At 73.4% G+C, this 26,123-nt stretch carries 12 protein-coding genes (1 of these 12 only partly in view); 10 read left to right on the forward strand and 2 right to left on the reverse strand.

The window, feature by feature from the left end:
* The 8 genes in view from CG719_RS20930 to CG719_RS20965 are tightly spaced (at most 12 nt apart) and all read left to right on the forward strand, a layout consistent with a single transcriptional unit that may run on beyond the window.
* Positions 1-17,451, forward strand: the 3' portion of a protein-coding gene (locus CG719_RS20930) for an SDR family NAD(P)-dependent oxidoreductase (RefSeq protein WP_100570194.1). 3,912 nt of this gene lie to the left of the window's left edge; 17,451 of the gene's 21,363 nt are visible here — the last part of the coding sequence; its start codon lies beyond the left edge, outside the window; its stop codon occupies positions 17,449-17,451.
* On the forward strand, positions 17,451-18,440 hold the full coding sequence (locus CG719_RS20935) for an LnmK family bifunctional acyltransferase/decarboxylase (protein ID WP_100570195.1): 990 nt from the start codon (positions 17,451-17,453) through the stop codon (positions 18,438-18,440). Before CG719_RS20930 ends, CG719_RS20935 begins: the two co-directional genes overlap by 1 nt.
* Positions 18,424-18,687, forward strand: a complete 264-nt coding sequence (locus CG719_RS20940) for an acyl carrier protein (protein ID WP_100570196.1) — start codon at positions 18,424-18,426, stop codon at positions 18,685-18,687. Before CG719_RS20935 ends, CG719_RS20940 begins: the two co-directional genes overlap by 17 nt.
* Complete coding sequence (locus CG719_RS20945) at positions 18,684-19,925, forward strand: hydroxymethylglutaryl-CoA synthase family protein (RefSeq protein WP_100570197.1); 1,242 nt, start codon at positions 18,684-18,686, stop codon at positions 19,923-19,925. The genes CG719_RS20940 and CG719_RS20945 overlap by 4 nt, the downstream gene beginning before the upstream one ends.
* Positions 19,926-19,937: 12 nt before the next feature.
* A complete protein-coding gene (locus CG719_RS20950; RefSeq protein WP_100570198.1) occupies positions 19,938-20,180 on the forward strand; it encodes a phosphopantetheine-binding protein in 243 nt (80 codons plus the stop codon).
* A complete protein-coding gene (locus CG719_RS20955) occupies positions 20,177-21,448 on the forward strand; it encodes a beta-ketoacyl synthase N-terminal-like domain-containing protein (RefSeq protein ID WP_100570199.1) in 1,272 nt (423 codons plus the stop codon). The genes CG719_RS20950 and CG719_RS20955 overlap by 4 nt, the downstream gene beginning before the upstream one ends.
* Before the next feature lies 1 nt (position 21,449).
* Positions 21,450-22,211 (forward strand): thioesterase II family protein, encoded by a 762-nt coding sequence (locus CG719_RS20960; RefSeq protein WP_100570200.1) that lies wholly within the window; start codon positions 21,450-21,452, stop codon positions 22,209-22,211.
* Positions 22,208-22,927, forward strand: coding sequence for a PIG-L deacetylase family protein (locus CG719_RS20965; protein WP_100570201.1), 720 nt, complete (start codon positions 22,208-22,210; stop codon positions 22,925-22,927). Before CG719_RS20960 ends, CG719_RS20965 begins: the two co-directional genes overlap by 4 nt.
* Positions 22,928-22,977: 50 nt before the next feature.
* Here CG719_RS20965 and CG719_RS20970 read toward each other — a convergent pair whose 3' ends face one another.
* A complete protein-coding gene (locus CG719_RS20970) occupies positions 22,978-23,376 on the reverse strand; it encodes a DUF3224 domain-containing protein (protein ID WP_100570202.1) in 399 nt (132 codons plus the stop codon).
* 158 nt (positions 23,377-23,534) lie between these two features.
* Here CG719_RS20970 and CG719_RS20975 point away from each other — a divergent pair, with 158 nt between their 5' ends.
* Positions 23,535-25,001: a class I adenylate-forming enzyme family protein gene (locus tag CG719_RS20975; protein WP_100570203.1), complete on the forward strand. Its 1,467-nt coding sequence runs from the start codon at positions 23,535-23,537 to the stop codon at positions 24,999-25,001.
* A 61-nt stretch (positions 25,002-25,062) separates the two neighbouring features.
* Here the strand turns inward: CG719_RS20975 and CG719_RS20980 are convergent, their stop codons facing one another.
* Positions 25,063-25,764 carry a hypothetical protein gene (locus CG719_RS20980; protein WP_324838213.1) on the reverse strand — a complete coding sequence of 234 codons (702 nt, stop codon included), beginning with the start codon at positions 25,762-25,764 and terminating at the stop codon, positions 25,063-25,065.
* On the opposite strand from CG719_RS20980, the gene CG719_RS37405 reads away from it, so the two are divergent.
* On the forward strand, positions 25,742-26,038 hold the full coding sequence (locus CG719_RS37405) for a hypothetical protein (RefSeq protein ID WP_324838214.1): 297 nt from the start codon (positions 25,742-25,744) through the stop codon (positions 26,036-26,038). The two genes, CG719_RS20980 and CG719_RS37405, sit on opposite strands and share 23 nt — an antisense overlap.
* The last annotated feature ends 85 nt before the right edge of the window (positions 26,039-26,123 follow it).

A 26,123-nucleotide genomic window follows, 5' to 3' on the forward strand; every position in this document is an offset into this window, starting at 1 on the left:
CTGGTGCTGGAGGAGTACCGCGCCCCCGCCGATCAGCCCGCCGGCCGCGGACGGGAGCTGATCGTATTGTCGGCGCGCGACGCGGACGCCCTGCGGGAGTACGCCGAGCGGATCCGGGCCGTGCTGCTCGGGTCGGCGGAGCCGTCGCCGGCTGGGGCCGCGGAACTGCGCCGGGTGCTCACCGGCGCCGTCGCCCAGGTGCTGGGCGTCCCGGCCGACGCCGTCGACCCCGCCGAGCCGCTGGTCGACCTCGGTGTCGACCGCACCGGCCTGGCCCTGGTCCGCAAGGTCCTGGACGAGCACCGGCCCGGCCTCGGCCGGCAGCTGCCGGCCGAGGGCGACCGGTCGATCGACCAGCTCGCCGGGCAGCTCGGCACCGGGCCGCAGCCCGCCGTCCCGCTCGCCGCCCTCGCCCACACCCTGCGGGTCGGCCGCGACCAGCTGAGCAGCCGCCTCGCCGTCCTCGCCGCCGATCACGCGCAGCTGCTCGCCGCCCTCGACCGCTACCTGAGCGGCGCCGCCCCCGAGACCGGCCAGTACTGGGGACATGAGAGGGCCGGCGCCGCCGGGCCGCGCCCCGAACTCACCGAACTGGTCCGTGCCGGACGGCTGGAGGAGGTAGCAGCGGCATGGAGCGCCGGCGCCGACGTGCCGTGGGCGGACCGCGCGCCGACCGGCCCGGCCCCGCGCCGGGTGTCGCTGCCGGTCCCGCCGCTGCGCGAGGAACGGCACTGGCTGGGCGACTGGCAGCGCCGCAACGGCGAAGCCGTCGTCTCCGCACCGGCGGTGGCCGCCGCGCCGGCCGCTCCCGGGGTTGTCGAGCCGTACCACGGCGACGAGGTCGAACTGCGGGTCCTGGAGCACGGGATCGCGCTGGTCACCATGCGTGACCACGCCCACCGCAACATGTTCACCGCCGGACTGACGCACGGTCTGGAAGCGGCCTTCGCGGAGATCGACACCCGCGAGGACATCCGCGCCGTGGTCCTCACCGGCACCGAGACCGTCTTCAACCTCGGTGCGACCCCGAAGGCCCTGGAAGAGCTGGCCGAGAAGCACACCCGGTTCACCGACACCCCGTTCGTCTACGAGGGCCTGCTGCGCTGCCGCCGCCCCGTGGTCTCCGCGATGCGCGGCCAGGCCTCCGGTGGCGGCCTCGCCTTCGGCCTCTACGCCGACCTGGTGGTGCTCGCCGACGACGGCTCCTACGGGGCGAACTTCCTCAAGTACGGCTTCACGCCCGGCATGGGCGCCACCCTGGTGCTGGAGCAGCGCCTCGGCTGCACCCTGGCCACCGAAATGTTCCTCACCGGCCGCAGCTACCGCGGCGAGGAACTCGCCCGCCGCGGCGCCTCGGTGACCGTCGTCCCGGGGGCGGACGTGCTGTCGACCGCGCTCGACCTGGCCCGCTCGATCGCCGCCAAGCCCGCCGAGGCGGTCGCCGAGGTCAAGGCGGAACTCGCCGGCCGGCTGCTCGCCCGGCTGCCGGAGATCGTCGAGCGCGAGGTCCGGATGCACGAACGGGTGCTCGGGGGAGATTCGTTGGACCTGGTCCGGGAGCACTTCCGGAAGGTCCGCGACTACGGCGCGACGGCCACCGCTGCCGCGCCGGTCGAGGTACCGGTCGATCCGCCGGTCGCCGTGCCCGATGCGGTGCCGGTCGTCACGCCTGCCGCGCCCGCCGAGGTGCCGGTGGCGGCGCAGCCGGTCGACGCCCCCGAGGCCGCGCTCCCCGACCCATCAGAGGTGGAGCGGCTGGTGGTCGCCACGCTCTGCGCAATCGTGTACGCCACCGAGGAGGAGATCGACCGTCAGCTCAGCTTCAGCGAGCTGGGCGTGGACTCGATCGGCGCGGTGGAGATCGTGCGGAGCCTCAACCAGCGCTTCGGCCTCGACATCGACTCGGTCGCCGTCTACGACCACCCCACGGTGGCCCGGCTGACGGCGCACGTCCTGGAGACCGCCGAGCAGGCCCGTGCGCTGCACCGCTCGGCGCTTGCCCCAGCGCCCGCGCCCGCGGCTGCACCCGCTTCCGCGCCGGTGTCTGCCGCGCCGGAGCCGCCGGCGACCGAACCGCCCGCCGCACCGCCGGTGCAGCTCGCGCCGCCGGCCCCTGCCGCACCCGTCGCTGCTGCCGCCTCCGTCGCCCCGGTCGCCCCTGCCAACCCCGGACAGGCGCGCCTCCGGCCGCTGCGCGGCACTTCTGTCCAGCCCGTACAGCCCCGGCCCGCCCAGCCGGTTCAGCTCGCCCCGCTCGCGCCCCGGACCGAGGCCGCGGAGCCGTCGCGGCCGCCGGCGCACGACACCGACGGCATCGCGATCATCGGTGTGGCCGGCCGCTTCCCGGACGCCGAGGACCTCGACGCGTTCTGGGCGAACCTGGCCGCCGGCCGGACCAGCATCTCCGAGGTGCCGGAGTCCCGTTGGGGCGCCGGCTGGTTCGACCCGGACCGGCGCGTCCCGGACCGCTCGTACAGCAGGTGGGCGGCACTGCTGCCGGATCTCGGCGGCTTCGACCCGCGGTTCTTCCAGCTGTCTCCGATGGAGGCGGAGGCGATGGACCCGCAGCAGCGCCAGTTCCTGCAGCAGGCGTGGACGGCGCTGGAGGACGCGGGCTACGCGGGCCCGGGGGAGCGGCTCCGGTGCGGGGTGTACGTGGGGGCCAGCGGCGGTGACTACCACCACCTGCTGCGGGCGGCCGGCCAAGGGGACACCGGGCAGGCGTTCCTCGGCAACAACATGGCGATCCTGGCGGCCCGGGTCGCGTACCTGCTCGACCTGAGCGGCCCGACGATGACGGTCGACACCGCGTGCTCCTCCTCGCTGACGGCCGTTCACCTGGCCTGCGAGGCGATCCGCGGCGGCGACTGCGAGCTGGCGATCGCGGGCGGTGTGGCGGTCATGACGACGCCGCAGATGCAGGTGTGGAGCAGCCGGGTCGGGATGCTCTCGCCGACCGGCCGGTCCATTCCGTTCGACGCCGACGCGGACGGCATCGTGCTCGGCGAGGGCGTCGGCGCGGTGGTGCTGAAAAGCCTGAGGGCGGCGCTCGCCGACGGCGACCGGATCCACGCGGTGATCAAGGCGAGCGGAGTGAACGGCGACGGCCGCACCAACGGCATCACCGCGCCGAGCGCCACCTCGCAGGCCGAACTGCTGCGCGCGGTGCACCGCCGGGCCGGCGTGGAGGCCGACGACATCGGGTACGTGGAGGCGCACGGCACCGCCACCAACCTCGGCGACCCGATCGAGGTCAAGGCGCTCAACCAGGTGCTGGGCGCCGCCGACGGGCCGGGCTTCACCGCCCTCGGCTCGGTGAAGGCCAACATCGGCCACACCACCACGGCAGCCGGCATCGCCGGACTGCTCAAGGTCGTGCTGGCGCTGCGCCACCGCACGCTGCCCCCGCTGCCCGGCTTCGCCGAGGCCAACCCCAAGCTCGACCTGTCGGGCGGCCGCCTGCGGGTGGTCCGCGAACTGACGCCGTGGAAGCCGGGCGCGAACGGTGTCCGGGTCGGCACGGTCAGCAGCTTCGGCTTCAGCGGCACCAACTGCCATGTGGTGCTCGCCGAACCGCCCGTCCGCCCCGCGCCGGAGCGCCGGCCGGAGGCGGCCCGCCGCCTGGTCCCGCTGTCGGCCCGTACGCCCGAGGCGCTCACCCAGGTCGCCGCGGACCTCGCGGAGGCGTTGGAGCGCGACCACGCGCTGGAACCCGCCGACATCGCCTACACCCGCGCACTGGGCCGCGCCCACCTGCCGGTCCGCGCCGCGCTGATTACCGGTGGCCGGGAGGAACTCCTGCAGCAGTTGCGCGAGTTGACGGCCAACCAGGACGGCCCCGGCTGCTACCTCGCGGACCGCGCGAACCTGGAGCACGCCGCCGGCTCGGAGGACCCGCTGGTGCGGGCGGCCGCCGCGTACGTCCGAGGGGGCACTCCCGACTGGGCGGTGCTCACGGTCGGCGGCCGGCGGGTGACGGTGCCGACGTACCGCTTCGCGCAGGAGCACTACTGGACCACCGGTCCGGCCGCCGCCGACCACGTGGTGCCTCCCGGCATGGCGGACGACCGCCGGCTCCCGGCTCCGACGCGGCAGGCGGCCCAGGAGCCGGTCCGGCCCGCGGGCCCGGGCGGCGGGGCCGACAGCGTCACGGTGGTGCGCCCCGAGGACCCGGTCGCCACCGACCACCGGGTGGCGGGCCGTCCGATGCTGCCCGGCACGGCGGCGCTCGCGCTGGCCGCCGACCTCGCCGGGCTGCCGTACCGGCTGTCCGCGGTGCGCTGGCTGCGACCGTGCGAGCTGTCGGAGCCGCGTCGGCTGCGGCTGGCGGGGGAGGAGTCGGCCGCGGGCCGGTCGTTCAGGCTGGAGGCAGAGGACGGAGACGGCCCGTACGTGCGCGGCGAGTTCGCGGCGCTGACCGCCGATGAGGCGGCTGCATTCTCCGCCGAGCCGCCGCTGGACATCGGGTTGACCGCCGACCGCTGCCGGAGCGTCCGGGACGCCGACGAACTGTACGGGGTGTTCCGCGCCGCAGGCCTCGCGTACGGGCCCTCGTTCCGCCGCCTCGAGCAGGTGCGGGCCGGCGGCGGTGAGACGCTGGGCACGCTGCGTCCCGCCGACGGGCCCGCCGGGTGGCAGGGGCTGACAGCGGTGCTGGACGCCGGGCTGCAGGTGCTCGCCCCGCTGCTGGACGCGGACGGCCCGCAGGCGCTGCTGCCGTTCGCCGTGGACCGGGTGACGGTGCTGCGCTCGCCCGGACTCGCCCGGTACTCGTACGCCCGGCGCACCGGCAAGGACCGGTTCACCGTGTCGCTGACCGACGGATACGGCGTGCTGTGCGTCCGATTCGACGGCGTCTCACTGCGCGCGGTGTCCCGCCCGGCGGCTGCCGCCGCCGCGGTGCCCGAGGGCCCGGGGATCTTCCGGCCGGTCTGGGAGAACGCCGGGCCCGCCCCGGCGGAGGCCGCGGGTGGTGGCACAGTGCTGATCTGCCACCCCGAGGCCGCAGGCGCGCTCGCCACCGCACTGACGGACGTCCACCGGAACTGCCACGTCCGCACCGTGGGCCACCACGACATCGACGCGGTGACCGAGGTCCCCGACCTCGTCTACTTCCTCACCGACCCGGCGCCCGCCCACCGGCCCGAGCAGGACCGGAGCGTGCCGGCGATGCTCCGGCTGGTCCAGCGGCTGCTGGCCCTCGGTGCGGCGCACACCGGACTCGCCGTCCGCGCCGTCCTGTTCGGCGCGGTAGCGGTGACCGGCGGCGAGCCGCTGCGGCCGCACGCGGCCGGACTGCTCGGCCTGTGCGCCACCGCCGCCGCCGAGTACCCGAGCTGGACGGTCGGCTGCGTGGACGCCGGGACCACCCAGGCCGCCCCCGGGCAACTGGCCGTGCTCCTCGCCCGCGAACCCGCCGCCGACCGACTGATCGCGCTGCGCGACGGGCAGCGCCTGCGGCGCACCCTGCGGGCCGCCCGGCCGACCGGCGGCGAACTGCCCTGGCGCGAGGGCGGCGCGTACGTGATCCTCGGTGGAGCGGGCGGCCTCGGCCGCACCCTCGGCCGCCACCTCGCGCGCACCCACCGGGCCCGGCTGGCGCTGATCGGCCGCCGCGCCCAGGACCCGGCGATCGAAGCGGCGCTCGCGGAGATCGCCGAACTCGGCGGCGAGGCCGTCTACTTGCAGGCCGACGCCGCCGACCCGGCGCAGCTCGACCGTGCGGTGGCCGCCGCCCGGGCCCGCTTCGGCACTCTGAACGGCGCCGTGCACGCCGCCCTCGACCTGCGGGACCGGACGCTGCTGCACGCAGACCCGCAGACCTTCCGCGAGGTGCTCGCGCCCAAGGTGTCAGGCACCGCCGCGTTCGCCGACGCGTTGCGCGAGGACTCGCTCGACCTGCTGGCGGTGTTCTCCTCCGCGGTCTCCTTCACCGCTTCGGCGGGCCAGGCCGCCTACGCCGCGGCCAGCACCTTCCAGGACGCCTACGCGCAGTGGCTGGACTCCCGGGTCCCGTACCCCGTGCAGGTGCTCAACTGGGGCTTCTGGGGCAGCGTCGGGGTGGTTGCCGACGAGCGCTACGGCGAGCGGCTGGCCGCCTTCGGCGTCGGCTCGATCGAACCCGCCGAGGGGCTCGCCGCGCTCGACCGGGTGCTCGCCGCCGGCCTGCCGCAGGCCGTGGTGGTCAAGGCCGACGCACGTGGACTGGCCCGGCTCGGTGTTCGCGCCGAGCCCGACGATCCGCTGGCCCGGGCCCGGGCCGGCTTCGCCGCACTGGACATGGTGGCCGCCGACCTGCTCCGTGCCGAGTTCGCCGCACTGCCGGAACTGCCGCCGCTGGAAGAGCCCTCGACGTTCGACGAGTTCGCCGACCGGCTCGGCGCCGGCGGCCGCAACCGATCCGTGCTGGGCGCGGTACTGCGGGTGCTGGAACGGGCCGGCGCGGCCACCCTGGACAGCGACGGCACGCTGACCTTCCGGCGCGCCCTGCTCGACCCGGCGCGGCTACCGGTCACCGAGTTCGCCGCCGCCCACCCCGCGATGGCGCCGCACCTGACCCTGCTCCAGGCTTGTGTGGCCGGCGTCCCCGGCATCCTGTCCGGCCGGGTCGCCGCCACCGAGGTGCTGTTCCCGAAGGGCTCGCCCGCCCTTGTCGAACCGGTCTACGCCGACGGGCCGGGCGCCGAGCACTTCCACCGGCTGATGGCCGCCGAGGTGGCCGGCTCCGCGCAGCGGCTCACCGGCGGCGAGCGGCCGCTGCGGATCGTCGAGATCGGCGCCGGCACCGGCTCCGCCACCCGCCATGTGCTGGCCGCCTGCGCCGCGGCCGGCCTGCCGACCGCATACCGCTACACCGACATCTCGCCGGCCTTCCTGCGCCACGGCGAAACCAACCACCCGGCACCCGGCACGCGTTACGAGCTGCTGGACATCGAGCGCGACCCCACCGCCCAGGGCTTCGATGCGGGCTGCGCCGACGTCGTGCTGGCCACCAACGTGCTGCACGCCACCCGGGACATCGGCCGCACCCTGGCCAACGTCCGCACCCTGCTGCGGCCCGGCGGCGTGCTCGCCGTGAACGAGGTGACCAGCTCCTCCGAGTTCGTGACCCTCACCTTCGGCCTCACCGAAGGCTGGTGGCGATTCGAGGACCCGCGGCGCCGCCTCCCGGACTCGGCGCTGCTCGGCCCCGCCCAGTGGCGGGCCGTCCTCGCCGATGCGGGATTCCGGGTGACGGGGGTGCGCGGCATCCCCGGCACCCCCGAGGACGAACTCGAGCAGTGCCTGGTGACGAGCGAACGGGAGTTGAACGTGACAGCCGAGCAGACACCGGCGCTGACCGCGGCCCAGGTCCGCGGCTACGTGCGGCAGGTCTTCGCCGAGGTGCTGAAGTTCCGTGCCGCCGAACTCGACGACCACGCGACCTTCGAGACGTACGGGATCGATTCGCTGGTCGGCCAGAACATCGTGTACCGGATGGAACAGGACCTCGGTGCGCTGCCCGCCACCCTGCTGTTCGAGCATCTCACCATCGATCAGCTCGCCAACCACCTGCGCACCGACCGTGCCGAGCAGCTGACCGCGCTGCTCCGGCCCACTGCGCCGCCCGTCGAGGCCGCGCCGCCGGTACCGCCCGCCCCGCCCGCCCCGGTCGTGCAGGCTGCCCCGGTCACGCAGACGCCGCCCGTGCCTGCCACGGAGCCGGCCCGGCACCGCCCGGCAGCGCATGACAAGGCCGCAGACATCGCGGTGATCGCCGTCAGCGGACGCTACCCGGGCGCGCCGGACGTGGAGACCTTCTGGCGCAACCTGGAGGACGGTCGCGACGCCGTCACCGAGGTCCCCGCCGACCGCTGGGACTGGCGCCCCACCTTCGACGCCAGGCGCGGCCGCAGCGACCGCAGCTACAGCCGGTGGGGCGGATTCCTCGACGACATCGACAAGTTCGACCCCGCCTTCTTCAACATCCTGCCGCGCGACGCCGCCGACATCGACCCGCAGGAACGCCTGTTCCTGGAGACCTGCTGGGACCTGCTCGACCGGGCCGGCTACCTCGGCAGCTCCACCCACGAGACGATGACCGGGGTGTTCGCCGGCGTCATGTACGGCTCGTACGGGCGGCTCGCCGCCACCGGCTGGGCGCGCGGCAAGCTCTCCGGCGCGCACTCCGCGTACTGGTCGGTGGCCAACCGGGTCTCCTACCACTTCGACTTCCAGGGCCCCAGCTTCGCCGTCGACTCCGCCTGCTCCTCCTCGCTGACGGCGGTCCACCTCGCCGTCGAGAGCCTCCGCCGTGGCGAGTGCCGGATGGCCGTCGCGGGCGGCGTCAACCTGATCCTGCACCCCGCGCACCACGTGTCGCTGTCCGCGCTCAACATGCTGGCCGGGGACGGCGCCTGCAAGGTCTTCGACGAGCGCGCCGACGGCTTCGTACCCGGAGAGGGCGTCGGCGCGGTGCTGCTCAAGCCGCTCGCCGACGCCGAGCGCGACGGCGACGAGATCCTCGCCGTGATCAAGGGCAGCACCGTCAACGCCGGTGGCAGGACCGGCGGCTACACGGTCCCCAACCCGCGGGCGCAGGCCGCGCTGATCGCTGAGGCGGTGCGCCGCTCCGGCGTCGACCCACGCACCATCGGCAGCCTGGAGGCGCACGGCACCGGCACCGCCCTCGGCGACCCGATCGAGATCGCCAGCCTCACCCGGGCGTTCGAGGAACTGGGCGCCTCTCCTGAGGAGTTCCGCTGCGCCGTCTCCTCCGTCAAGGCCGCCATCGGCCACCTGGAGGGCGCGGCCGGCATCGCCGGACTCACCCGGGCGCTGCTCCAGCTCCAGCACGGCCGGATCACCCGGTGCGTCAACCTGGAGAACGTCAACCCGAAGATCTCCTTCGCCGGTTCGCCGTTCTACCTGCCCCGCGAGACCGCCGCCTGGCCCGCCCCCGCCGACGGATCCCCGCGCCGGGCCGGCGTCAGCGCCTTCGGCGCGGGCGGTGCGAACGCCCACGTGGTGCTGGAGGAATACCGACCCCGCACCGCCCCCGCGATGCCCCGACTGCCCAGCGGCGAGCAGCTTTTCCTGCTCAGCGCGCGCACCCGGGGCCAGCTGGTCCGCTACGCCGAGCGGGTCGCCGCACTGCTCTCCACCCCCGAGGGCGCCGAGCTCCCGCTCGCCGCCCTGGCCCGCACCAGCCAGACCGGACGGCGCGACATGGCCGAGCGGCTCGCGGTACTGGCCACCGACACCTCCCAACTCGCAGACAAACTCCGCGACTTCGTCGGCGGTACGGCGAGCGCCGGGGTGGTCGTGGGCAGCGTCGGCGGGGACTCCGGCGGCTGGTCGCTGCTCGACGACGAGGACGGGGCCGCGCTGGTCGCCACCATCCTGGCGAAGCGCCAACTCCCCAAGCTGGCCCGGCTCTGGACGGCCGGAGTGCCCGTCGACTGGCACGTCTGCTGGCCCGCGCCGCACCCCCGCCGGGTCCAGCTGCCGCCCTACCCGTTCGAGCGCAGCCGCCACTGGCTGCCCGACTACACCGCCGAGCCGCTTCCCGCCACCACGGCGCCCACCGCACCGGCCGAGCCCGCCACCCTCTGTCGCTACCTGCGCCCGGTCTGGGAACCCGCCCCGCTCGCTCCCACCGCCCCCCGGCTCCCATCGACGGTGCTGATCGTCGCGGTGGACGAGGAACTCGGCGCCGAACTCGCCCGCCGACTCGACGGGCGCGGCACCCGCTCCATCCTGGCCCGCCCCGGCGCCGTCTTCGCCGCCACCGGGGAGGACCGGTACACGGTGGCCACCGGCGACCGCGAGGACCTGCGGCGGCTCGCCGCCCGGCTCGCCGAGACCGGCGCGCCGCCGAACGCGGTCGTGGTCGCCGCCGGCGCCGACGCGGCCGATCCGGACGCCGGATTCCTCCCACTGCTGTGGTCCTGCACCGCCCTGCTGGCCACCGCTCCCGCGGGCACCCCGCTGCGCGCCGTCTACGCGCACCGCGGAGCGCCGCTGGACGCCCAGCCCGAGCACACCGCCGTCGCCGCCGCACTGCGCAGCCTCGCCATGGAGCACAGCCGCTTCACCGGCAGCTGTCTCGCGGTCGGCCCGGAGGGGGACACCGCCGGACGGATCCTCGCCGAACTCACCGCGCCCGCCGCGGACGACCCGGTGGCACAGTCCGGCTACCAGGACGGGGCCCGACTGCTGCGCCGGCTCGCCGAGTTCACCCCGGCCACCGGCGGCGAGCCCGCCGACCTCGCGCTCCGCCCCGGCGGCACGTACCTGATCACCGGCGGCACCGGAGCCCTCGGCGTCCGGGTCGCCGAGTTCATGGCCGTGCACGGCCGCCCGCTCAACCTGATCCTGGTCACCCGCAGCGGACCCGACCGCGACGCCCGCGACCGACTCGACAAACTCGCCGGCAACGGCGTCACCGTGCAGTGGGAGCGCGCCGACGTCACCGACTCCGAACAGATCCGGCTGGTGGTCGAGGAGACCATCGACCTCTACGGCGCACTGCACGGCGTCATCCACGCCGCAGGGGTCGTGCACGACGGCCGCGCCGTCGGCAAGGAACGCGCCGCGGTCGAGGCCGTGCTCGCCCCGAAGCTCGCCGTCGCCCACCTCGACGACGCGATCGGCGAGCAGCCGCTCGACTTCTTCGCCGTCTTCTCCTCGCTGGCCGGTGAGGTCGGCAATCTCGGCCAGGTCGACTACGCCTACGCCAACGCCTACCTGAACGGCTTCGCCGAGACCCGGGAACGCCTGCGCGCGCAGGGCCTGCGGAACGGACGCACCGTCGCCATCGCCTGGCCGCTGTGGAAGGACGGCGGCATGCGGGTCGACGAGGCCACCCTCCGGCTGTACGCCCAGCGCTGGGACATGCTCCCGATGACCACCGAGACCGGCCTGCGGGTGTTCTGCCAGGCCCTGGCCGGCGAGGAGCCGGTGCTGGTCGCTGTCGAGGGCGCGGCCTCCGCGGCGCCCGAGGCCGCGCCCGCCCCCGTAGAGGTGTCCGCTCCGGCCCTGGCGCCCGTCCATGCGGCGGTCGACCCGAATCTCGCGGTGAGGGCCGAACTGCGCCGGATCGCCGCCGGGTTCCTGCTGGTCGACGAGCACGAGGTCGACATGGAAGCGGAGCTCCTGGACTCCGGCTTCGACTCGATCACGCTCACCCAGCTCTCGGTCGACGTCAACGAGACCTACGGTCTCGACCTGCTGCCCACCGTCCTGTTCGAATGCCCGACCCTCGACGACTTCGCCCGCTACCTGGTGACCCACCACGCGGACGAGATATCCCGGACGGCCGGTCGGAGGGCGGCCCCCGTCGCCGAGCCGGCGCCGGAGCCGGTCGCGCCCGCGGCGGTGGCGACGCCCCAGCCGGTCGCACCCGCCGCCGTCGTCGAGCCGGACCCGGACCCGGACCCGGACCCGGAGCAGCTGTACGGCCCGACGCCCATCGCGGTAGTCGGCGTCGCCGGCCGGCTGCCCGGCTCGGCCGACCTCGACGAGTTCTGGCGGCACCTCGCCGCCGGGGACCACCTCGTCGGCCCCGTCCCCGCCGACCGCACCGACCTCCGGAAGGACCCGGAGACCCGGGAACTGCGCGGCGGGTTCCTTGAGAACATCGCCGACTTCGACGCCGCCTTCTTCGGGATCTCCGCCACCGAGGCGGGCCTGATGGACCCGCAGCAGCGGCTGTTCCTCGAGGTCGTGTGGCGGGCCGTGGAGAACGCGGGCTACCGGTCGTCCGAACTCGCGGGCAGCGCCACCGGCCTGTTCGCGGGGGTCTCCACCACCGACTACGACGACCTGATGCGCACCAACAGCGTCCCGGTCCAGGCGCACACCGCCACCGGCCTGTCGCACGCGGTGCTCGCCAACCGCATCTCCCGGCTGCTCGACCTGCGCGGCCCCAGCGAGGCCGTGGACACCGCGTGCTCGAGCGCGCTGGTTGCGATCCACCGGGCAGCCAGAGCGATCCTGGACGGCGACTGCGACCTCGCGATCGCCGGCGGCGTCAACGCGACGCTCAGCCCCGGCCTGTTCACCGCGTTCACCAAGTCCGGGATGCTCAGCCCCGACGGCCGGTGCAAGACCTTCGACGCCGCCGCCGACGGCTACGTGCGAGGCGAGGGCGCGGGCGCTGTGGTGCTCAAGCGGCTCGACCGGGCACAGGCCGACGGCGACCACATCCACGGCGTGATCCGGGCCACCGCCGTCAACCACGGCGGCCGTTCCACCTCGCTCACCGCCCCCAATCCCGAGGCCCAGGCCCAGGTCCTGGTCCAGGCGTACAACCGGGCCGCGCTGTCGCCGGACACCGTCAGCCACATCGAGGCGCACGGCACCGGGACCTCGCTCGGCGACCCGGTGGAGACCGAGGGCCTGAAGCGCGCCTTCGCCCAGTTGTCCGCCGAAGCCGGCCTGCCGCCGGCCGGCCGGCCGCACATCGCGCTCGGCGCGGTGAAGACCAACATCGGCCACCTGGAAGCCGCGTCCGGCATCGCCGGCGTGCTGAAGACCCTGCTCAGCATGAAGCACCGTCAACTGCCCGCCACCCTGCACCTGACCGAACTCAATCCGTACCTGCGCCTGGACGGCACCCCTTTCTACGTCAACGACCGCACCGCGCACTGGGCCGGTGTCGACGACGGCACCGGCCGGACCGTCCGCCGGGCGGGCGTCAGCTCCTTCGGCTTCGGCGGCTCCAACGCCCACGTGGTGCTCGAGGAGTACCGCGACGAGACCCCGGCTTTCAGCGAACTCCCTGCCGCCGCACAGCTGTTCCCGCTCTCCGCACCGACCGTCGCCGCCCTGCGCGACTACGCGGCGACACTCGCCCGGCACCTGGAGGCCAACCCCGACGCCGAGCCCGCCCGCGTCGCCTGGACCCTGCAGACCGGACGCGACGCCCACGCCGAACGCGTGGTCCTCACGGCCGCCGACCGCGGCCCGCTGCTGGCTCAACTCGTCGCCGTCGCAGGGGGCGAGCGGATCGACGGCCCCTCCGACCCCGCCGCCCGCGAGTGGCTCGACACCGGCCGGACCGCATGGGCGTCCCACTGGCCCGCCACCCGCCCGCGACGCCTCCCGCTCCCCGGCTTCCCCCTCAACCCCGTGCGCCACTGGTTCACCCCGCGCACCACCACCCCTGCCCCGGCGGCCCCGGCAACCGCTGAGCCTTCGGCGGCCCCGGTGACCGCTGTGACTCTGGTGGCCCCGGCGACCGTCGAGTTCCCGGCCCGCACCGCCCTGCCGCTCCCGGCATCTGGCACCACCCCGGCCCGCACCGCGGGCGGCCTGATCAAGCTGACGGCAACCGCGACTACAACTCCGGTGTCGGGCACAGCGGTTGTCGACCCAGACCCGGACCCGACCCCCGCCGTTGCCTCCGTCCCGGCCCCTGCCTCCGTCCCGGCTCCTGCCCCGGCCCCGGCTCCTGCCTCCGTCCCTGCCCCTGCCCCTGTCGTCGTCCAGGTGTCGGCGGCGGTCCGGGAGGAGGTCGCCGGGCTGATCCACTCACGGCTGGCGGAGATCCTCGGCCTGGACCCGGCGACGATCCTGATGACCAGTTCGTTCGTCGACCTCGGCCTCGACTCGATCTTCCGGATGGAACTGGTCCGCGACCTCAACGACCGCCATGGCCTGGACCTCAAGGCGTCCGAGCTCTACGACTACGACAACGTAGAACAGTTGACCGCCGCCGTGGTGGCCGTCATGGAGGATCAGCCGGCACCCGAGCAGCAGTCGGTGCCGGCACCGGCGCCAGCGCCCGTCCCCGTTCCCATCGTCGCGCCGTCCGTCGAGTCCGCGCTCGACCCGCAGGAGCTGCTTGTCGACCTGATCTCGATGATCTCGGGACGCACTCTGACCCCGGGTGTCGCGTTCGCCGACGACGGCCTGACGTCCTTCGACATGCTGCGCACCGTGAGCGCGCTGGAAAAGCGCTTCGGTGCCCAGCGCAAGACCCTGATGTTCGACCACCCTACGGTGTCCGCCCTGACCGAGCACCTGCTCGCCGAGTACGGCCCGGCGACGGCCGGTGGCCTGCGCGAGGCGCTGTCGTCGACGGCGGCCGGTCCGGAGCAGCCCGCCGCCCCGACGGCGGCCGCGGTGCGGGCGGAGCAGCCGGCCGGCGGCTGGACGGTGCTGCGCAAGCGGCAGTTGCCACAGTGGGCGGAGCTGGCGGCGGTGGTCGCGGAGGCCGACGCGCGGTGGGCGAAGGAGGGCGGCCTGGCGGGGCGTGACATCGCGCCGCTGATGTTCCTGGGCGCCGAGCGGGAGGGATACTTCAACTTCTCGCGGAAGGGCGGGGTGCTGTTCGCGTGGAGCTATGTCGGCTCGCGCGAGTACTTCCCGAAGCTGATCGAGCAGTACGTCGCCTACGCGGACCGGCACGGCCTGCAGCCCAACTTCCTCTCGCTGGAGCACATCGAGTCTGTGGCCGGCCAGCAGTTGAGCGCCACGCCGTTCGGCGCGGTGCAGCGGCTGGACGATCTGAGCACCTTCACCATGGAGGGCAGCCGGATGCGCCGGCTGCGCTACATGGTGAACCGGTTCGCCGCGGCGGGGGAGTGCACCACCGAGGAGTACCAGGTGGGCAGCGATCCCGCGGTCGACCAGGAGATCGTGGCGATGATGAGCCGCTGGGGCGAGACCAAGCAGATGGTCAACCCGTACGTGGCGGTGGTCAGCGAGGAGATCGGCCGGGGTCAACTCGCCGAGCGCCACCGGATGTTCCTCACCCGGGTGGACGGCGAGCTGGCCAGCGCGATCATCGTGACGAAGATCCCGTCGGAGTCCGGCTGGCTGCTCGACCTGGAGTTCTACCCGAGGGAGGCGCCGCTCGGCGGCCTGGAGTTCGCGATCGTCCGGATCATCGAGACGCTGGCGGCCGAGGGCGTCGGGATCTTCAGCTTCGGCGCGAGCTTCGGCGTCAAGGCGGGCGAGTCCCTGAACTCCTCGCCCGAGGTGGAGAACGGCCTGTCCGAGCTGCGGTCGGTCGGCATCTTCGACGAGGGCAACTTCCAGTTCAAGAACAAGTTCCGCCCGACCAACTCGACGATCTACCTGTGCCAGCCGGACGACGAGCGGCGCAGCGCGGTCGCGGACGTGATCCTGATGATCGCCAGCCCGGACCTGGACACCACCGCGCCGGAGGCCCTCGACGACCTCCCGGCCACGTCCAACTCCAACTCCAACTGCGAGTCCGACTCCAAGGCCCCGGTCCGGACCGCCGCGCCCGAGCCGGCCGCGGCTCCCGCTCCGGAGCGTCCGGTGCCCGCCGGCGCCGCCGCTCCGCAGCCGGCCGGCAGCGACTCGGCGCACGGCCACAACCCGATCACCCTGCCCACCTCCGCGGTGCGGTTCGACCTGATCACCGACTCGTGGGCCGAGCTCGCCACCCCGGCGGTGACCGAACGGATGGCCCGGCTGACCGAGGCGGCGGCGGGCGTGGAGCTCGGGGCGGAGGGCCTGCCCCGGGTGCCGTGGCTGGACTTCGAGTGCGTGGTGCCGACCCCGTCGGGGCGGACCGCGGAGGCGCTGCTGTGCCGTTCGTGGCCGGGGATCCGGCAGGCGGTCGTGCACAACGGGCTGTTTCCGACCCTGCTGATGAGCCTCGCCGACAACGGCTTCGAGCCGGTCGAGCTGTCCGACTGCCGGCCCGTCACCAGGACCGGCCCGTTCCGGGATGTCGACCTGACAGCCCTGCAGCGGATCCTCGCGGAGCGGCCGGGCGGGGTGTCGATGATCTGCCTGGAACTCAGCGACAACGCCCAGGGCGGCTACCCGATCTCGCTGGCGAACCTGCGCGAGGTGCGCCGGATCGCGGTGGCGGCAGGGATCCCGCTGGTACTCGACGCCACCCGGGCGCTGGAGAACGCGGCGTTCGTGGTGGAGCACGAGGAGGGCCAACAGGGCCGGAGTATATGGAAGGTGACGGCAGATCTGCTGGCCACCGCCGACGCGGTGACGATGGGCCTTTCGAAGGACTTCGGCATCGACTTCGGCGGTCTGGTCGCCACCTCCCGCCCGGGCTTGGTCGAGCAGCTGCGGGAGCAGGTGTCGACCCGCGGCCACCAGATCAACCTTGCGGGCCGGCGGCAGATCGCGGCGGCCCTGGCGGACTCCGGCGGCGTCGCCGAGCAGGTGGGCCGGCGCCGGGCCGCGGTGAAGATGCTGTGGAACCTGCTGTCGCGGGCGGGCCTGCCCGTGATCGGCCCGGCGGCCGGGCACTGCGTGCTGCTGGACACCACCGCGATGAAGCAGTTCGCGGACTTCGAGCACCCCGTGCCCTCCTGCCTGGACTGGATCTTCGAGCACACCGGCGTCCGGGGCGGCCCGCACCTGGCCACCGGCGCGGGCGCGGCGCCGCTGATTCGGCTGGCGGTCCCGGTCGGCACCGAGACCTCGGACATCCGGGAGATCGGCAAGCGGCTGGCCCGGCTGTACCGTTCCGGCCCGGCACCGGTCGAGCTCGTCCCGGTCGACCTGACCGCGGCCCCCGCGCAGGCTGTGTTCCACCCCGCGGCGGTGGTGCCGGAGGACATCAAGGCGGCGCTGCGCGAGGGCGTCCGCGCGAAGGACGACAACCTGGGCGTGCTGACCGACTTCGGCGCGCCGGTGGAGCACCGGATCGTCAGCATCCCGCAGGGCGGCGAGGTGGAGGCCTTCACGGCGGGCAACGGGCCGACACTGCTGTTCATCCACCCGTTCAACATCGGGGCGGGCGTGTTCCGCCACCAGTTCGCGGATCTGTCCGACCGCTACCGGGTGGTGGTGTTGCACGCCCCGGGCGTCGGCCGCACGAACGCCTCCGCCGACCTGACCCTGCAGGGCCTCGCCGAGGTGCACCGGGCGGCGCTGCGCGAACTCGGCGCGACCGGTCCGGTGCACCTCGCGGGTGCCTCGTTCGGCGGCCTGACCGCGCAGACCTACGCGCTGGAGCACCCGGACGAGGTGGCGTCGCTGACCCTGATCTGCAGCTCGTACAAGTGCGCCAACCGGGTCGGCGAGGTCAACCGCCTGGACGTGGTGCTGCAGGAGGACTTCGACAAGATCTCCGCCGGCGGCGCGGGGGCTCCCGACGAGCAGCGGCGCCTGCAACTGGAGGAGGTGCTGCTGCGTTCCGAGAGCATGGACCCGCAGACCGGTCTGCGCTACCTGGACGTGTTCGCCACCGAGCCGGACCTGCTGTCCCGGCTGCCCCTGATCGCGGTGCCGACGCTGATCATCCAGGGCCGCTACGACTCGGTGATCCCGCAGAAGACCGCACACCTGCTGCACGGCGCGGTTGCCGACTCCCGGTACGCGGAGATCGACGGAGCCGGCCACTTCCCGGCGCTCACCCAGCCGGAGGTGTTCAACTCCGTTCTCGCCGCGTTCCTCTCCGAGCACGACACCGGGCACGACACCGAGCTCGACACACCGACCACTGTGAAGGGGGCGCAGTGATGCCCGGGACCGAGGATTCGCTGCTGCGGCCAGAGGTGTGGCGCGCCCCCGACGGCTCGGTCGGCCGGCTGGTCACCGTCAAACCCGGTATGTGCGGGCACAATTCGCTGTTCATCGGCCAGGTGGGCGACTGGACCTGGGAGACTGTCAGCGAGGTCTGCGGCACCGACGCGTTCAACGCGGTCAACGACCGGGGCCGGCCCACCTACCTCTCCTTCTACTACTTCAGGGTCCGCTCCGGCGGGCAGCTTCACACGGGCGCGCTGACCTTCGGCGACCGGATCGAGACCACCTCGCGGGTGTTCGGCTACGGCAGCGAGTCGGTGCTGACCCTGCACCGGATCCGCCGGGTGCCGCCCGGCTCCGAGGCGAAGCCCGAACAGGGCCTGGATCCCGACGAGTTCTTCGCAGCCCGGCAGCCCGACTGCCTGTACGTGCAGAACTTCAACCGTTGGGTCACCCGTAGTCACGCCGGCAGCAACGAGGGACTGATCACCTCCGCGCCGGCCGACTTCCGGCACGCCCACCTGCCGCACCTGCCCGCCGCCTACTCGCCGCGGGCGGCGTACGGGTCGGCCCGGGTCCGGCAGACCTTCCACGACCCGCAGGACCCGGAGTGGGAGGAGCTGGTGGCCGCGGACGAGGTCGAGTACCCGATCGACATCACCCGCGACATCAACGGCGTCGGACTCCTCTACTTCGCCTCGTACTTCTCCATCATCGACGGTGCCCTGCTCAAAATGTGGCGGAACCAGGGACGCGCCGACCGTAGATTCCTCGATCGAACGGTGCTGGATCACCAGCTCTGCTACCTCGGCAATGCCGACGCCGACTCGGTGCTGCGGATCCGGCTGCGCTCCTGGCGGCGCCGTGACGACCCGGCCGAGGAACGCTGGAACGCGGTGGTCGAGGACGCCGCGAGCGGCCGCTGCCTGGCGGTCTGCACCCTGCACGTACGACTGGAGGGCTCGAATGCCGCAGCGCAGTGATACCGACCGCGCCGCAGTGACCCGCCTGGTGCACGAGACCGTCGCCGCCATCCTGCCCCAGGTGCCCGCCGAGCAGATCACCGGCGACAAGCACCTCAAGGACCTCGGCGCGGACTCGGTGGACCGGGTGGAGATCATCATGGCGCTGATCGACGCGCTCGGAGTGCGCGAGCCGATGGCCGGCTTCAGCACCGTGCCCGACATCGACGCCCTGATCGACTTCCTGGTGGAGGTGAAGCAGCGATGACCGTCCGGATCGGCATCGAGACGCTGAACGTCCACGCCGGCTTCGCCCAACTGTCCACCCCCGACCTGTTCGAGGGCCGCGGCCTGGACCGGGAGCGGATCGGCCACCTGATGATGCGGGCCCGCTCGATCGCCCTGCCCTGCGAGGACCCGATCACCAACGCCGTCAACGCGGCCGCTCCGATCGTCAACCGGCTCGCCCCGCAGGACAAGGAGCGGATCGAGCTGATCCTCACCTCCAGCGAATCCGGCGTCGACTTCAGCAAGTCGATCGCCTCGTACGTCCACGAGTTCCTGGGCCTCAGCCGCAAGTGCCGGGTGATGGAGGTCAAGCAGGCATGCTACGCCGCCACCGGCGCCCTGCAGATCGCCGCCGGCTACCTGGCCTCCGGCGTCTCCCCGGGCGCCAAGGCGCTGGTGATCGCCACCGACGTGTCCATGGTGGACGCCCGGGCCGGCTACGCGGAACCCGCCACCGGCACCGGCGCCTCCGCCATGCTGCTCGGCGATGATCCTCGGGTCCTCGCCCTCGACCTCGGCGCGTTCGGCACGCACGCTTACGAGACCATGGACTCGGCGCGGCCGATGCCGGACTACGACATCGCTGACGTCGACGGCTCGCTGTTCGCCTACCTGGACTGCGTGTCCAACAGCTTCGCCGACTACTGCGGCAAGGTCGCCGATGTCGACTTGCAGACCACCTTCGACCAACTCGCCCTGCACACCCCGTTCGCCGGGCTGGTCAAGGCCGCACACCGCAAACTCATGCGGGAACAGGCCCGAGCCACCCCTGACGCCATCGAGGCGGACTTCGCCGCCCGGGTGTCGCCCTCGCTGGTCTACCCCAGCCAGGTCGGCAACCTCTGTTCCGGCTCCGTCTACCTGGCCCTGGCCAGCCTCATCGACAACGCCCCGTACCGGGGCACCGCCCGGGTCGGCCTGTTCTCGTACGGCTCGGGCTGCGCCTCCGAGTTCTTCAGCGGACTCATCGACGAGGGCTCCCGCGCCGCGCTCGCCGAGCTGGACATCGCGGGCCGGCTGAACGCCCGGGTCCCGCTGGGCTTCGCCGAGTACACCGAGCTGCTCGCCGAGAACAGCCGCTGTCTGGTCCCGGTCGAGAACCGCAAGATCGAGGTCGAACGCTACCGGCGCTTCCTCGACGCCCGCCCCGGCGGCCCGGAGCCGCTGCTGGCGTACCGCGGCACCGAGGGCTACCACCGCACCTACGAGTGGGTCTAGGAGAACAACGAGATGGACGACAGCGACATCTTCGAGGCGGTCCGGCGCAATCTGGGCGTCGTGGTGTACGACCTGGACACCTCCACCGTCACCCTCGACAACAGCCTCGCCGAACTGGGCTGCAACAGCATCGACCGGGCCGAGGTGGTGACCCTCACCATGGAGGACATGGGCATCAGCGTGCCCGTGATGGAGTTCCAGCAGACCCGGGACATCCGCTCGCTGGTCGCCTTGCTCGCCCGGCACTCCGCGTGACCCCCGGCGGCGGCGTCGTGGTCACCGGCCTCGGCGTCCACTGTGCGGCCGGCTCGGGCCTGGAGGCCTTCACCGACGCGCTGCGGGCCGGCCGCAGCGCCCTGCTGCCCGCCGCCGACCGGGACGCCGACTCACCCGGCGCGCCGCTGCCACCCTTCGACTACCCGGCCCTGCTCACGGAGCGCCGGGCCCGCGGCGGGTGGGTGCCGGAGAAGGCGGCCCGGACGGCGGCCAGGTCGCCGCTCGGCGTGCAGGTCTCCGTGCTGACCGCCGCGGAGGCCTGGGCGCGTGCCGGACTCGCCGAGGGGGCCCTGCCACCCGAGCGGCTCGGCCTGGTGGTGGCCGGCAACAACCTCACCGGCGCGGGTGCGCACCGCGCCGCCGACCGCTACCGGGACCGTCCCGCCGCCGTCCCCGGCCGGTACGCACTGCACATGCAGGACACCGATCAGGTCGGCGTGGTCAGCGAGGTCCTCGGCATCGAGGGCGAGGGCTGCACCGTGGGCGGCGCGTCCGCCAGCGGCAACATCGCGCTGATCACCGCCGCCCGGCTGCTCGACGCCGGAGCGGTGGACGCCTGCCTGGTGCTCGGCGCGCCCACCGAACTCGCCCCGGTGGAACGCCAGGCCTACCGCGCGCTGGGCGCGATGACGCCCGCCGCCACCGGCGCCGCCACCGACCACGAACCGCCCTGCCGTCCGTTCGACCGGGCGCACCGCGGCTTCACCGACGGTGTCGGCGGCGCCGCCGTGGTGCTGGAGACCGCCGCTGGCGCCCGCCGCCGGGGCGCGCGGGTGCTGGCCCGGCTGGCCGGGCACGCGCTGCGGCTGAGCGGTACCAGCCTCGCCGACCCGAGCGAGCAGGTGGAGGCCGCGGTGATGCGGACCGCCCTGGAGCGGGCCGGAGTCGCCCCCGGACAGCTCGGCTACGTCAACACGCATGGCACCGCCTCGCCGCTCGGTGACCGTACCGAGGCCGCCGCCCTGCTGCGCGTACTCGGCCCGGACGCCCCCACGCTGGTGAACGCCACCAAGGCGCTGACCGGGCACTGCCTGGGCGCGGCCGGGGTGGTCGAGGCGGTCGCCACCGTCGCTCAGCTGGCCGGCGGCTTCGCGCACCCCAACCCGTGGCTCGCCGACCCGGTGGAGCCCGGGCTGCGGTTCGCCGGCACCGCCGCCGTGCCGCTGGCCGCCGAATTCGCGCTGTCCAACAGTTTCGGCTTCGGCGGCTTCCATTCCGCCGTGGTCTTCGCCAACGAGGGGGTATGACATGAGCAGGACCGAGGCGGAGCTCCGGCTGTTCTGCCTGCCGCACGCCGGCGGCGGCGGCGCGTTCTTCCACCCCTGGCGCGCCGCGCTCGCCCCCGACATCGAGGTCCGCCCGGTGGTGCTCCCCGGTCGGGAGAGCCGGATCCGCGAGCTGCCGTACGTGACGATGGAACAGGCCATCGGCCCGCTGGCCGAACTGATCGGCCCCCAACTCGACCGACCGTATGCCCTGTTCGGGCACAGTCTGGGCGCCGCCGTCTGCTACGAGCTGGCCCGGCGGTTCGTGGCGCTCGGCCTGCCCGCCCCGGTGCGGCTGTTCGTCTCGGCCCGCCGCGCCCCGCACCTGCCCGCACGCCGCGTGTCCTACGCGCGGCTCGACGACGCGGCCTTCCTCGCTGAGGTCGCCCGGCTCAACGGCACCCCGTCCGACGTGCTGGAACAGCGCGAACTGGTGAGGCTGTTCCTGCCGACGCTACGTGCCGACTTCGAGTTGAACGACACCTACACGCCGCTGCCCGCGCCCCGCCTGGACTGCCCGATCTCGGCGTTCGTCGGGCGGGACGACCCGGAGGCCGACACGGACGAGCTGGCGGCCTGGGCGCAGGTCACCGCGGGCGCGTTCCGGGTCCGCGAGTTCGACGGCGACCACTTCTACCTCAAGGACCATGCGGCCGGCCTGCTCGACGAGATCCGGGCGGATCTCGACCTCCGGCCGTCCGCACCGACGAACCGTCAGCTGCCAACCGCAGGAGTGACACGATGACTGTTGAGGATCTGCAGAGCCTGCCCGACGACTGGAACCGCGCCCTCGCCGTGGTCGCCCACCCGGACGACATCGAGTTCGGGACCTCAAGTGCCGTCGCCGCCTGGACGGCCGCCGGGAAGAGCGTCTCCTACCTGCTGGTGACGAGGGGCCAGGCCGGCATCGACGGCCTCACCCCGGCCGAGTCCGCGGCGGTCCGCGAGGCCGAGCAGCGGGCCAGCGCCAAGATCGTCGGCGTCTCCGAGGTCGAGTTCATGGACCACCGCGACGGCGAGATCGAGTACGGGCTCGGCCTGCGCCGGGACATCGCCGCCGCGATCCGCCGCCACCGACCCGATTTCGTGCTCGGCTTCAACGGCCGGGAGACCACCTCGACCGGCAAGTGGAACACCCCCGATCACCGGCACACCGCGCACGCCGTACTGGACGCCATCGGCGACGCCGGAAACCGGTGGATCTTCGAGGACCTCGGCCTGGAGCCCTGGGGAGGCGTCACGTACGTGGCGATGGCCAACTCCCCGCAGCCCACCCACGCCGTCGACGTCACCGACCATCTGGAGGCGGGCATCGCCTCGCTGGAGGCACACCGCGCCTACCTGGGCGGTCTCAATCCGCCGGTCACCAGCGTCGCCGAGCCGATGAAGGCCTTCGCCGAGCTGGTCGGCCGGCGGTTCGGCGGCCGACCAGCGGTGGCCCTGGAGATCATCGCGCGCTGAACGCGGAACGTCCCCGGACCGGCCGCTGCCGGTGCGGGGACGGCGTCGTCTCACGGCAGCTGGTACTCCAGGCGGAAGTACGCCTTTCCCTCCTCGTCGTGGCCGAAGGCACAGGTGCCGGTGAGGCCGGTCAGGCCGCCGGTGCCGGAGTTCGGGACCACGAAGCCGAGGGTCTGCGGCCGGTCGTCGCCCATCGACGCGCCGTGCTGGACCACGAAGGTGCCGGAACGTCCCGCCAGAGTGGCGACGATGTGCTCGGTGGAGACGTATCCGGCCGATTTCTCGTCCGGGCGGCAGCACAGCAGGACCGCCTCGCCGGTGCCCTCCACATCACCGTGGAAGACGCGCTTCACATCGGCGCGGATAAGCGGCGGACCGTCCACGGGCTCGAGATAGTGGGATTCTTCCCAGGAGAACGTCTCCCACGCGGAATTAGCAATCTCAGTCATGATCAGCGATCTCCGGTCGGTCCGAAAAAATGCGTACTGGTTCGCCAACCTCTCGACGATATACCGCAAGGCACTCCGGCAGTCGCGCAATTCTGAGCAGATAAGGCGATAGCGGCTTCGTAGCGTGAGATTTCCAGCCCTGCGGTCGAGGAGCCGACATGGAACGAGCGAGCACCGTGGTCCGAGTCACCGATCTGCTGCGCCGGCGGGCCGAACGGTATCCGGACCGTATCGCATTCAACATCGACGGAACCGACGCACTGAACTACGGCGACTGGCAGCGCCGGGTCGACCGCACCGCCCACGGCCTGCTCGCCGCCGGCGTCACCAAGGGCCGCCGGATCGGCCTGCTGTACGGCGGCATGGACTGGGCCGAATACGCGGTCGCCTACCTCGCCGTGCTCAGCGTCGGCGCCACCGCCGTCCACCTCAGTGACCGGCTCGGCGAACGCGAGATCGAACGCCGGCTGGCGGAGTGCCGGGTCCCCGGGCTGATCCACAGCAGCCTGCTGCGTCCGCCCGCGAGCTTCACCGGCTGGACCGCCGAGCTCGCCGAACTGGACAGCGGTGACGAGACGCCGGTCGACGTGCCGCTCGCCCCCGAGGACATCGCCGACGTGCTCTACACCTCCGGTACCACCGGGCCGGCCAAGGCATTCACCAACCCGCACGGCAACCTCACCTTCGGGCGCGGCCCCGAGGGCCTGCTGCAGTTCGAGAACCCGACCCCGCTGCTCGCCCCGATGCCGCTGGGCACCACCTCCAGCGCCACCACGGTGGCCATCATCGCGGTCACCTCGCCGTCGGCGCTGGTGCTGGTCGCCGTCGACGACGTGGAGCGGATGGCCGAACTGATCAGCCGTCACCGGATCGGCTCGGTGATGATCACCCCGTGGATCGCGATGCGGATGCTGGCCGCCCGGCTGGGCGAACGCTACGACCTCAGCTGCGTCGAGCGGGTGGCGATCGCCTCCGCCCCGCTGGCCCCCGCGCTCAGCCGCGGACTGCTGAAGCTGTTCCCCGCCTCGGAGCTGAACACCGCATACTCGCAGTCCGAGGCCGTTCCCGCGGTTGTCGTCAACACCTTCGACCCGGCCCGCCCCAGCACCCTCGGCCGGGCCGCCCGCGGCACCGAGGTCCGGATCGCCGACGCCCTGGGCGCCGAACTGCCGCTCGGCGAGGTCGGCGAGATTCAGTTGCGCTCCGCCGCGCCCGGCCGCCACTACCTGGACGCCCAGCGTGACGCCGAGGTGCGGATCGACGGCTGGATCCGCACCGGCGACCTCGGCCACCTCGACGAGGAGGGCTGGCTGCACCTGTTCGACCGCGGCAACGACGTGCTCGACAGCGGCGCAGGGATGCGAGTCTCCTCGGTGGCCGTCGAAGCGGCGCTGTACGAGCACCCGGCGGTCCGCGAGGCCGCGGTGGTCGCCGCGGGCTCGGGCCCGGCCGCGGTGGTGGTGCTGGAGGACCCGGCGGCCGCCGGCGAACTGCCCGCCTTCCTCGCCGAACTGCTCGAGCCGCACCAGCTGCCCGTCCTGGTCGAGGCCCGGGAGTCGCTGCCGCGCGGCATCACCGGCAAGGTGCTCAAGCGGACCCTGCGCCAGGAACTCGCCGACCGGTAGCCGGCCGGACACCCCGAGTCCCGCTCCGGTTCCGCTCATCGCAGCGGAGGGACGTCCCCGATCAGGCCGCGGGGCCGGACCCGTCGAGGTCCGTCCTGGGCGCGGCCGGCATCGCGGGGGTGCGGATCAGTACACCCGCGACAATCAGCGCGCCCAGGGCGAGGAGTGCGGCGGTGCCGAAGGCCGTCGACACGCCGGAGGTCAGCACGTGCGCCGGGTCGCCGCTCGCGTTGCGGGTGGCCGTGCCGTACACCGTGACCAGGATCGACAGGCCGAGCGAACCGCCCACCTGCTGCATCGCGTTGAGCACGCCGGAGGCGGCGCCGCGCTCGGCTGGTTCGGAGACGCCGAGCAGCGCCACGCCCGCCGCGGGCGGGATCCTCTGGCCCAGGCCGGCCATCGGCTTGGAGGTCACACCGACGGTCACCATGATGGTCAGGCTGACCGGCAGGAAGGCGAGACCGGCCTGGACCGGACTGTGGTGCAGCACGTTCTGCGTGAAGACCGTGAGGAAGAAGAACAGGCCGGCCGGCGCGCCGGTGAGGGCCAGTGCCACCACGTGGATGGCGGCCCGGTCGCGGCTGGTGAACATCCGCAGCGGGGTGATCGGGTTGACGGTGCTGTGCTCGACCAGCACGAAGGCCGCCGGCAGCACCAGGCCGCCCATGAAGGAGCCGATTGCCCAGCTGTCGCTCCGGCCGTGCTGGGGGACCCGGATGAAGCCGTAGACCGGGCCGGCCATGCCGGACGCGGAGGCGACCACGCTCCGGCAGATCGAACCTGCCCTGTCGGCGCGGGGGCCAGGCGAGGAGCAGCGGGGCCGGCAGCACCAGCGCCGCAGCCATCGGCACGGTGACGAAGAACACCCAGCGCCGGCTCAGGTACTGGGTCAGCACACCGCCGGCCGGCAGGCCGGTGGAAAACCCGACGGCGCTCTGGACCCGCGGCAGGGCGACGTTCACGATGGTCGCATCGAGCACCACCATGAGCTGCGCGACGGCGATCACAGCAAGAGCCATGCCGCTGAGGTGACCTGACCTTGGCGCCGAGGCCGTCCGCGGGGAAGTGTCCAGCTCGGTCATCGGCACCCTCGATCTTCAATAAGGTACTACGCAGTTCCCT

Source organism: Streptomyces sp. CB01373 (assembly GCF_002803075.1).
Taxonomy (GTDB): domain Bacteria; phylum Actinomycetota; class Actinomycetes; order Streptomycetales; family Streptomycetaceae; genus Streptomyces.

Excerpts from the sequence above, each read along its gene's own strand:
- CG719_RS20945 (WP_100570197.1), top strand. The coding sequence starts at position 18,684 with ATGACCGTCCGGATCGGCATCGAGACGCTGAACGTCCACGCCGGCTTC.
- CG719_RS37405 (WP_324838214.1), top strand. The coding sequence starts at position 25,742 with ATGCCGGACGCGGAGGCGACCACGCTCCGGCAGATCGAACCTGCCCTG.
- CG719_RS20975 (WP_100570203.1), top strand. The coding sequence starts at position 23,535 with ATGGAACGAGCGAGCACCGTGGTCCGAGTCACCGATCTGCTGCGCCGG.
- CG719_RS20940 (WP_100570196.1), top strand. The coding sequence starts at position 18,424 with ATGCCGCAGCGCAGTGATACCGACCGCGCCGCAGTGACCCGCCTGGTG.
- CG719_RS20965 (WP_100570201.1), top strand. The coding sequence starts at position 22,208 with ATGACTGTTGAGGATCTGCAGAGCCTGCCCGACGACTGGAACCGCGCC.
- CG719_RS20935 (WP_100570195.1), top strand. The coding sequence starts at position 17,451 with ATGCCCGGGACCGAGGATTCGCTGCTGCGGCCAGAGGTGTGGCGCGCC.
- CG719_RS20960 (WP_100570200.1), top strand. The coding sequence starts at position 21,450 with ATGAGCAGGACCGAGGCGGAGCTCCGGCTGTTCTGCCTGCCGCACGCC.
- CG719_RS20950 (WP_100570198.1), top strand. The coding sequence starts at position 19,938 with ATGGACGACAGCGACATCTTCGAGGCGGTCCGGCGCAATCTGGGCGTC.
- CG719_RS20970 (WP_100570202.1), bottom strand. The coding sequence starts at position 23,376 with ATGACTGAGATTGCTAATTCCGCGTGGGAGACGTTCTCCTGGGAAGAA.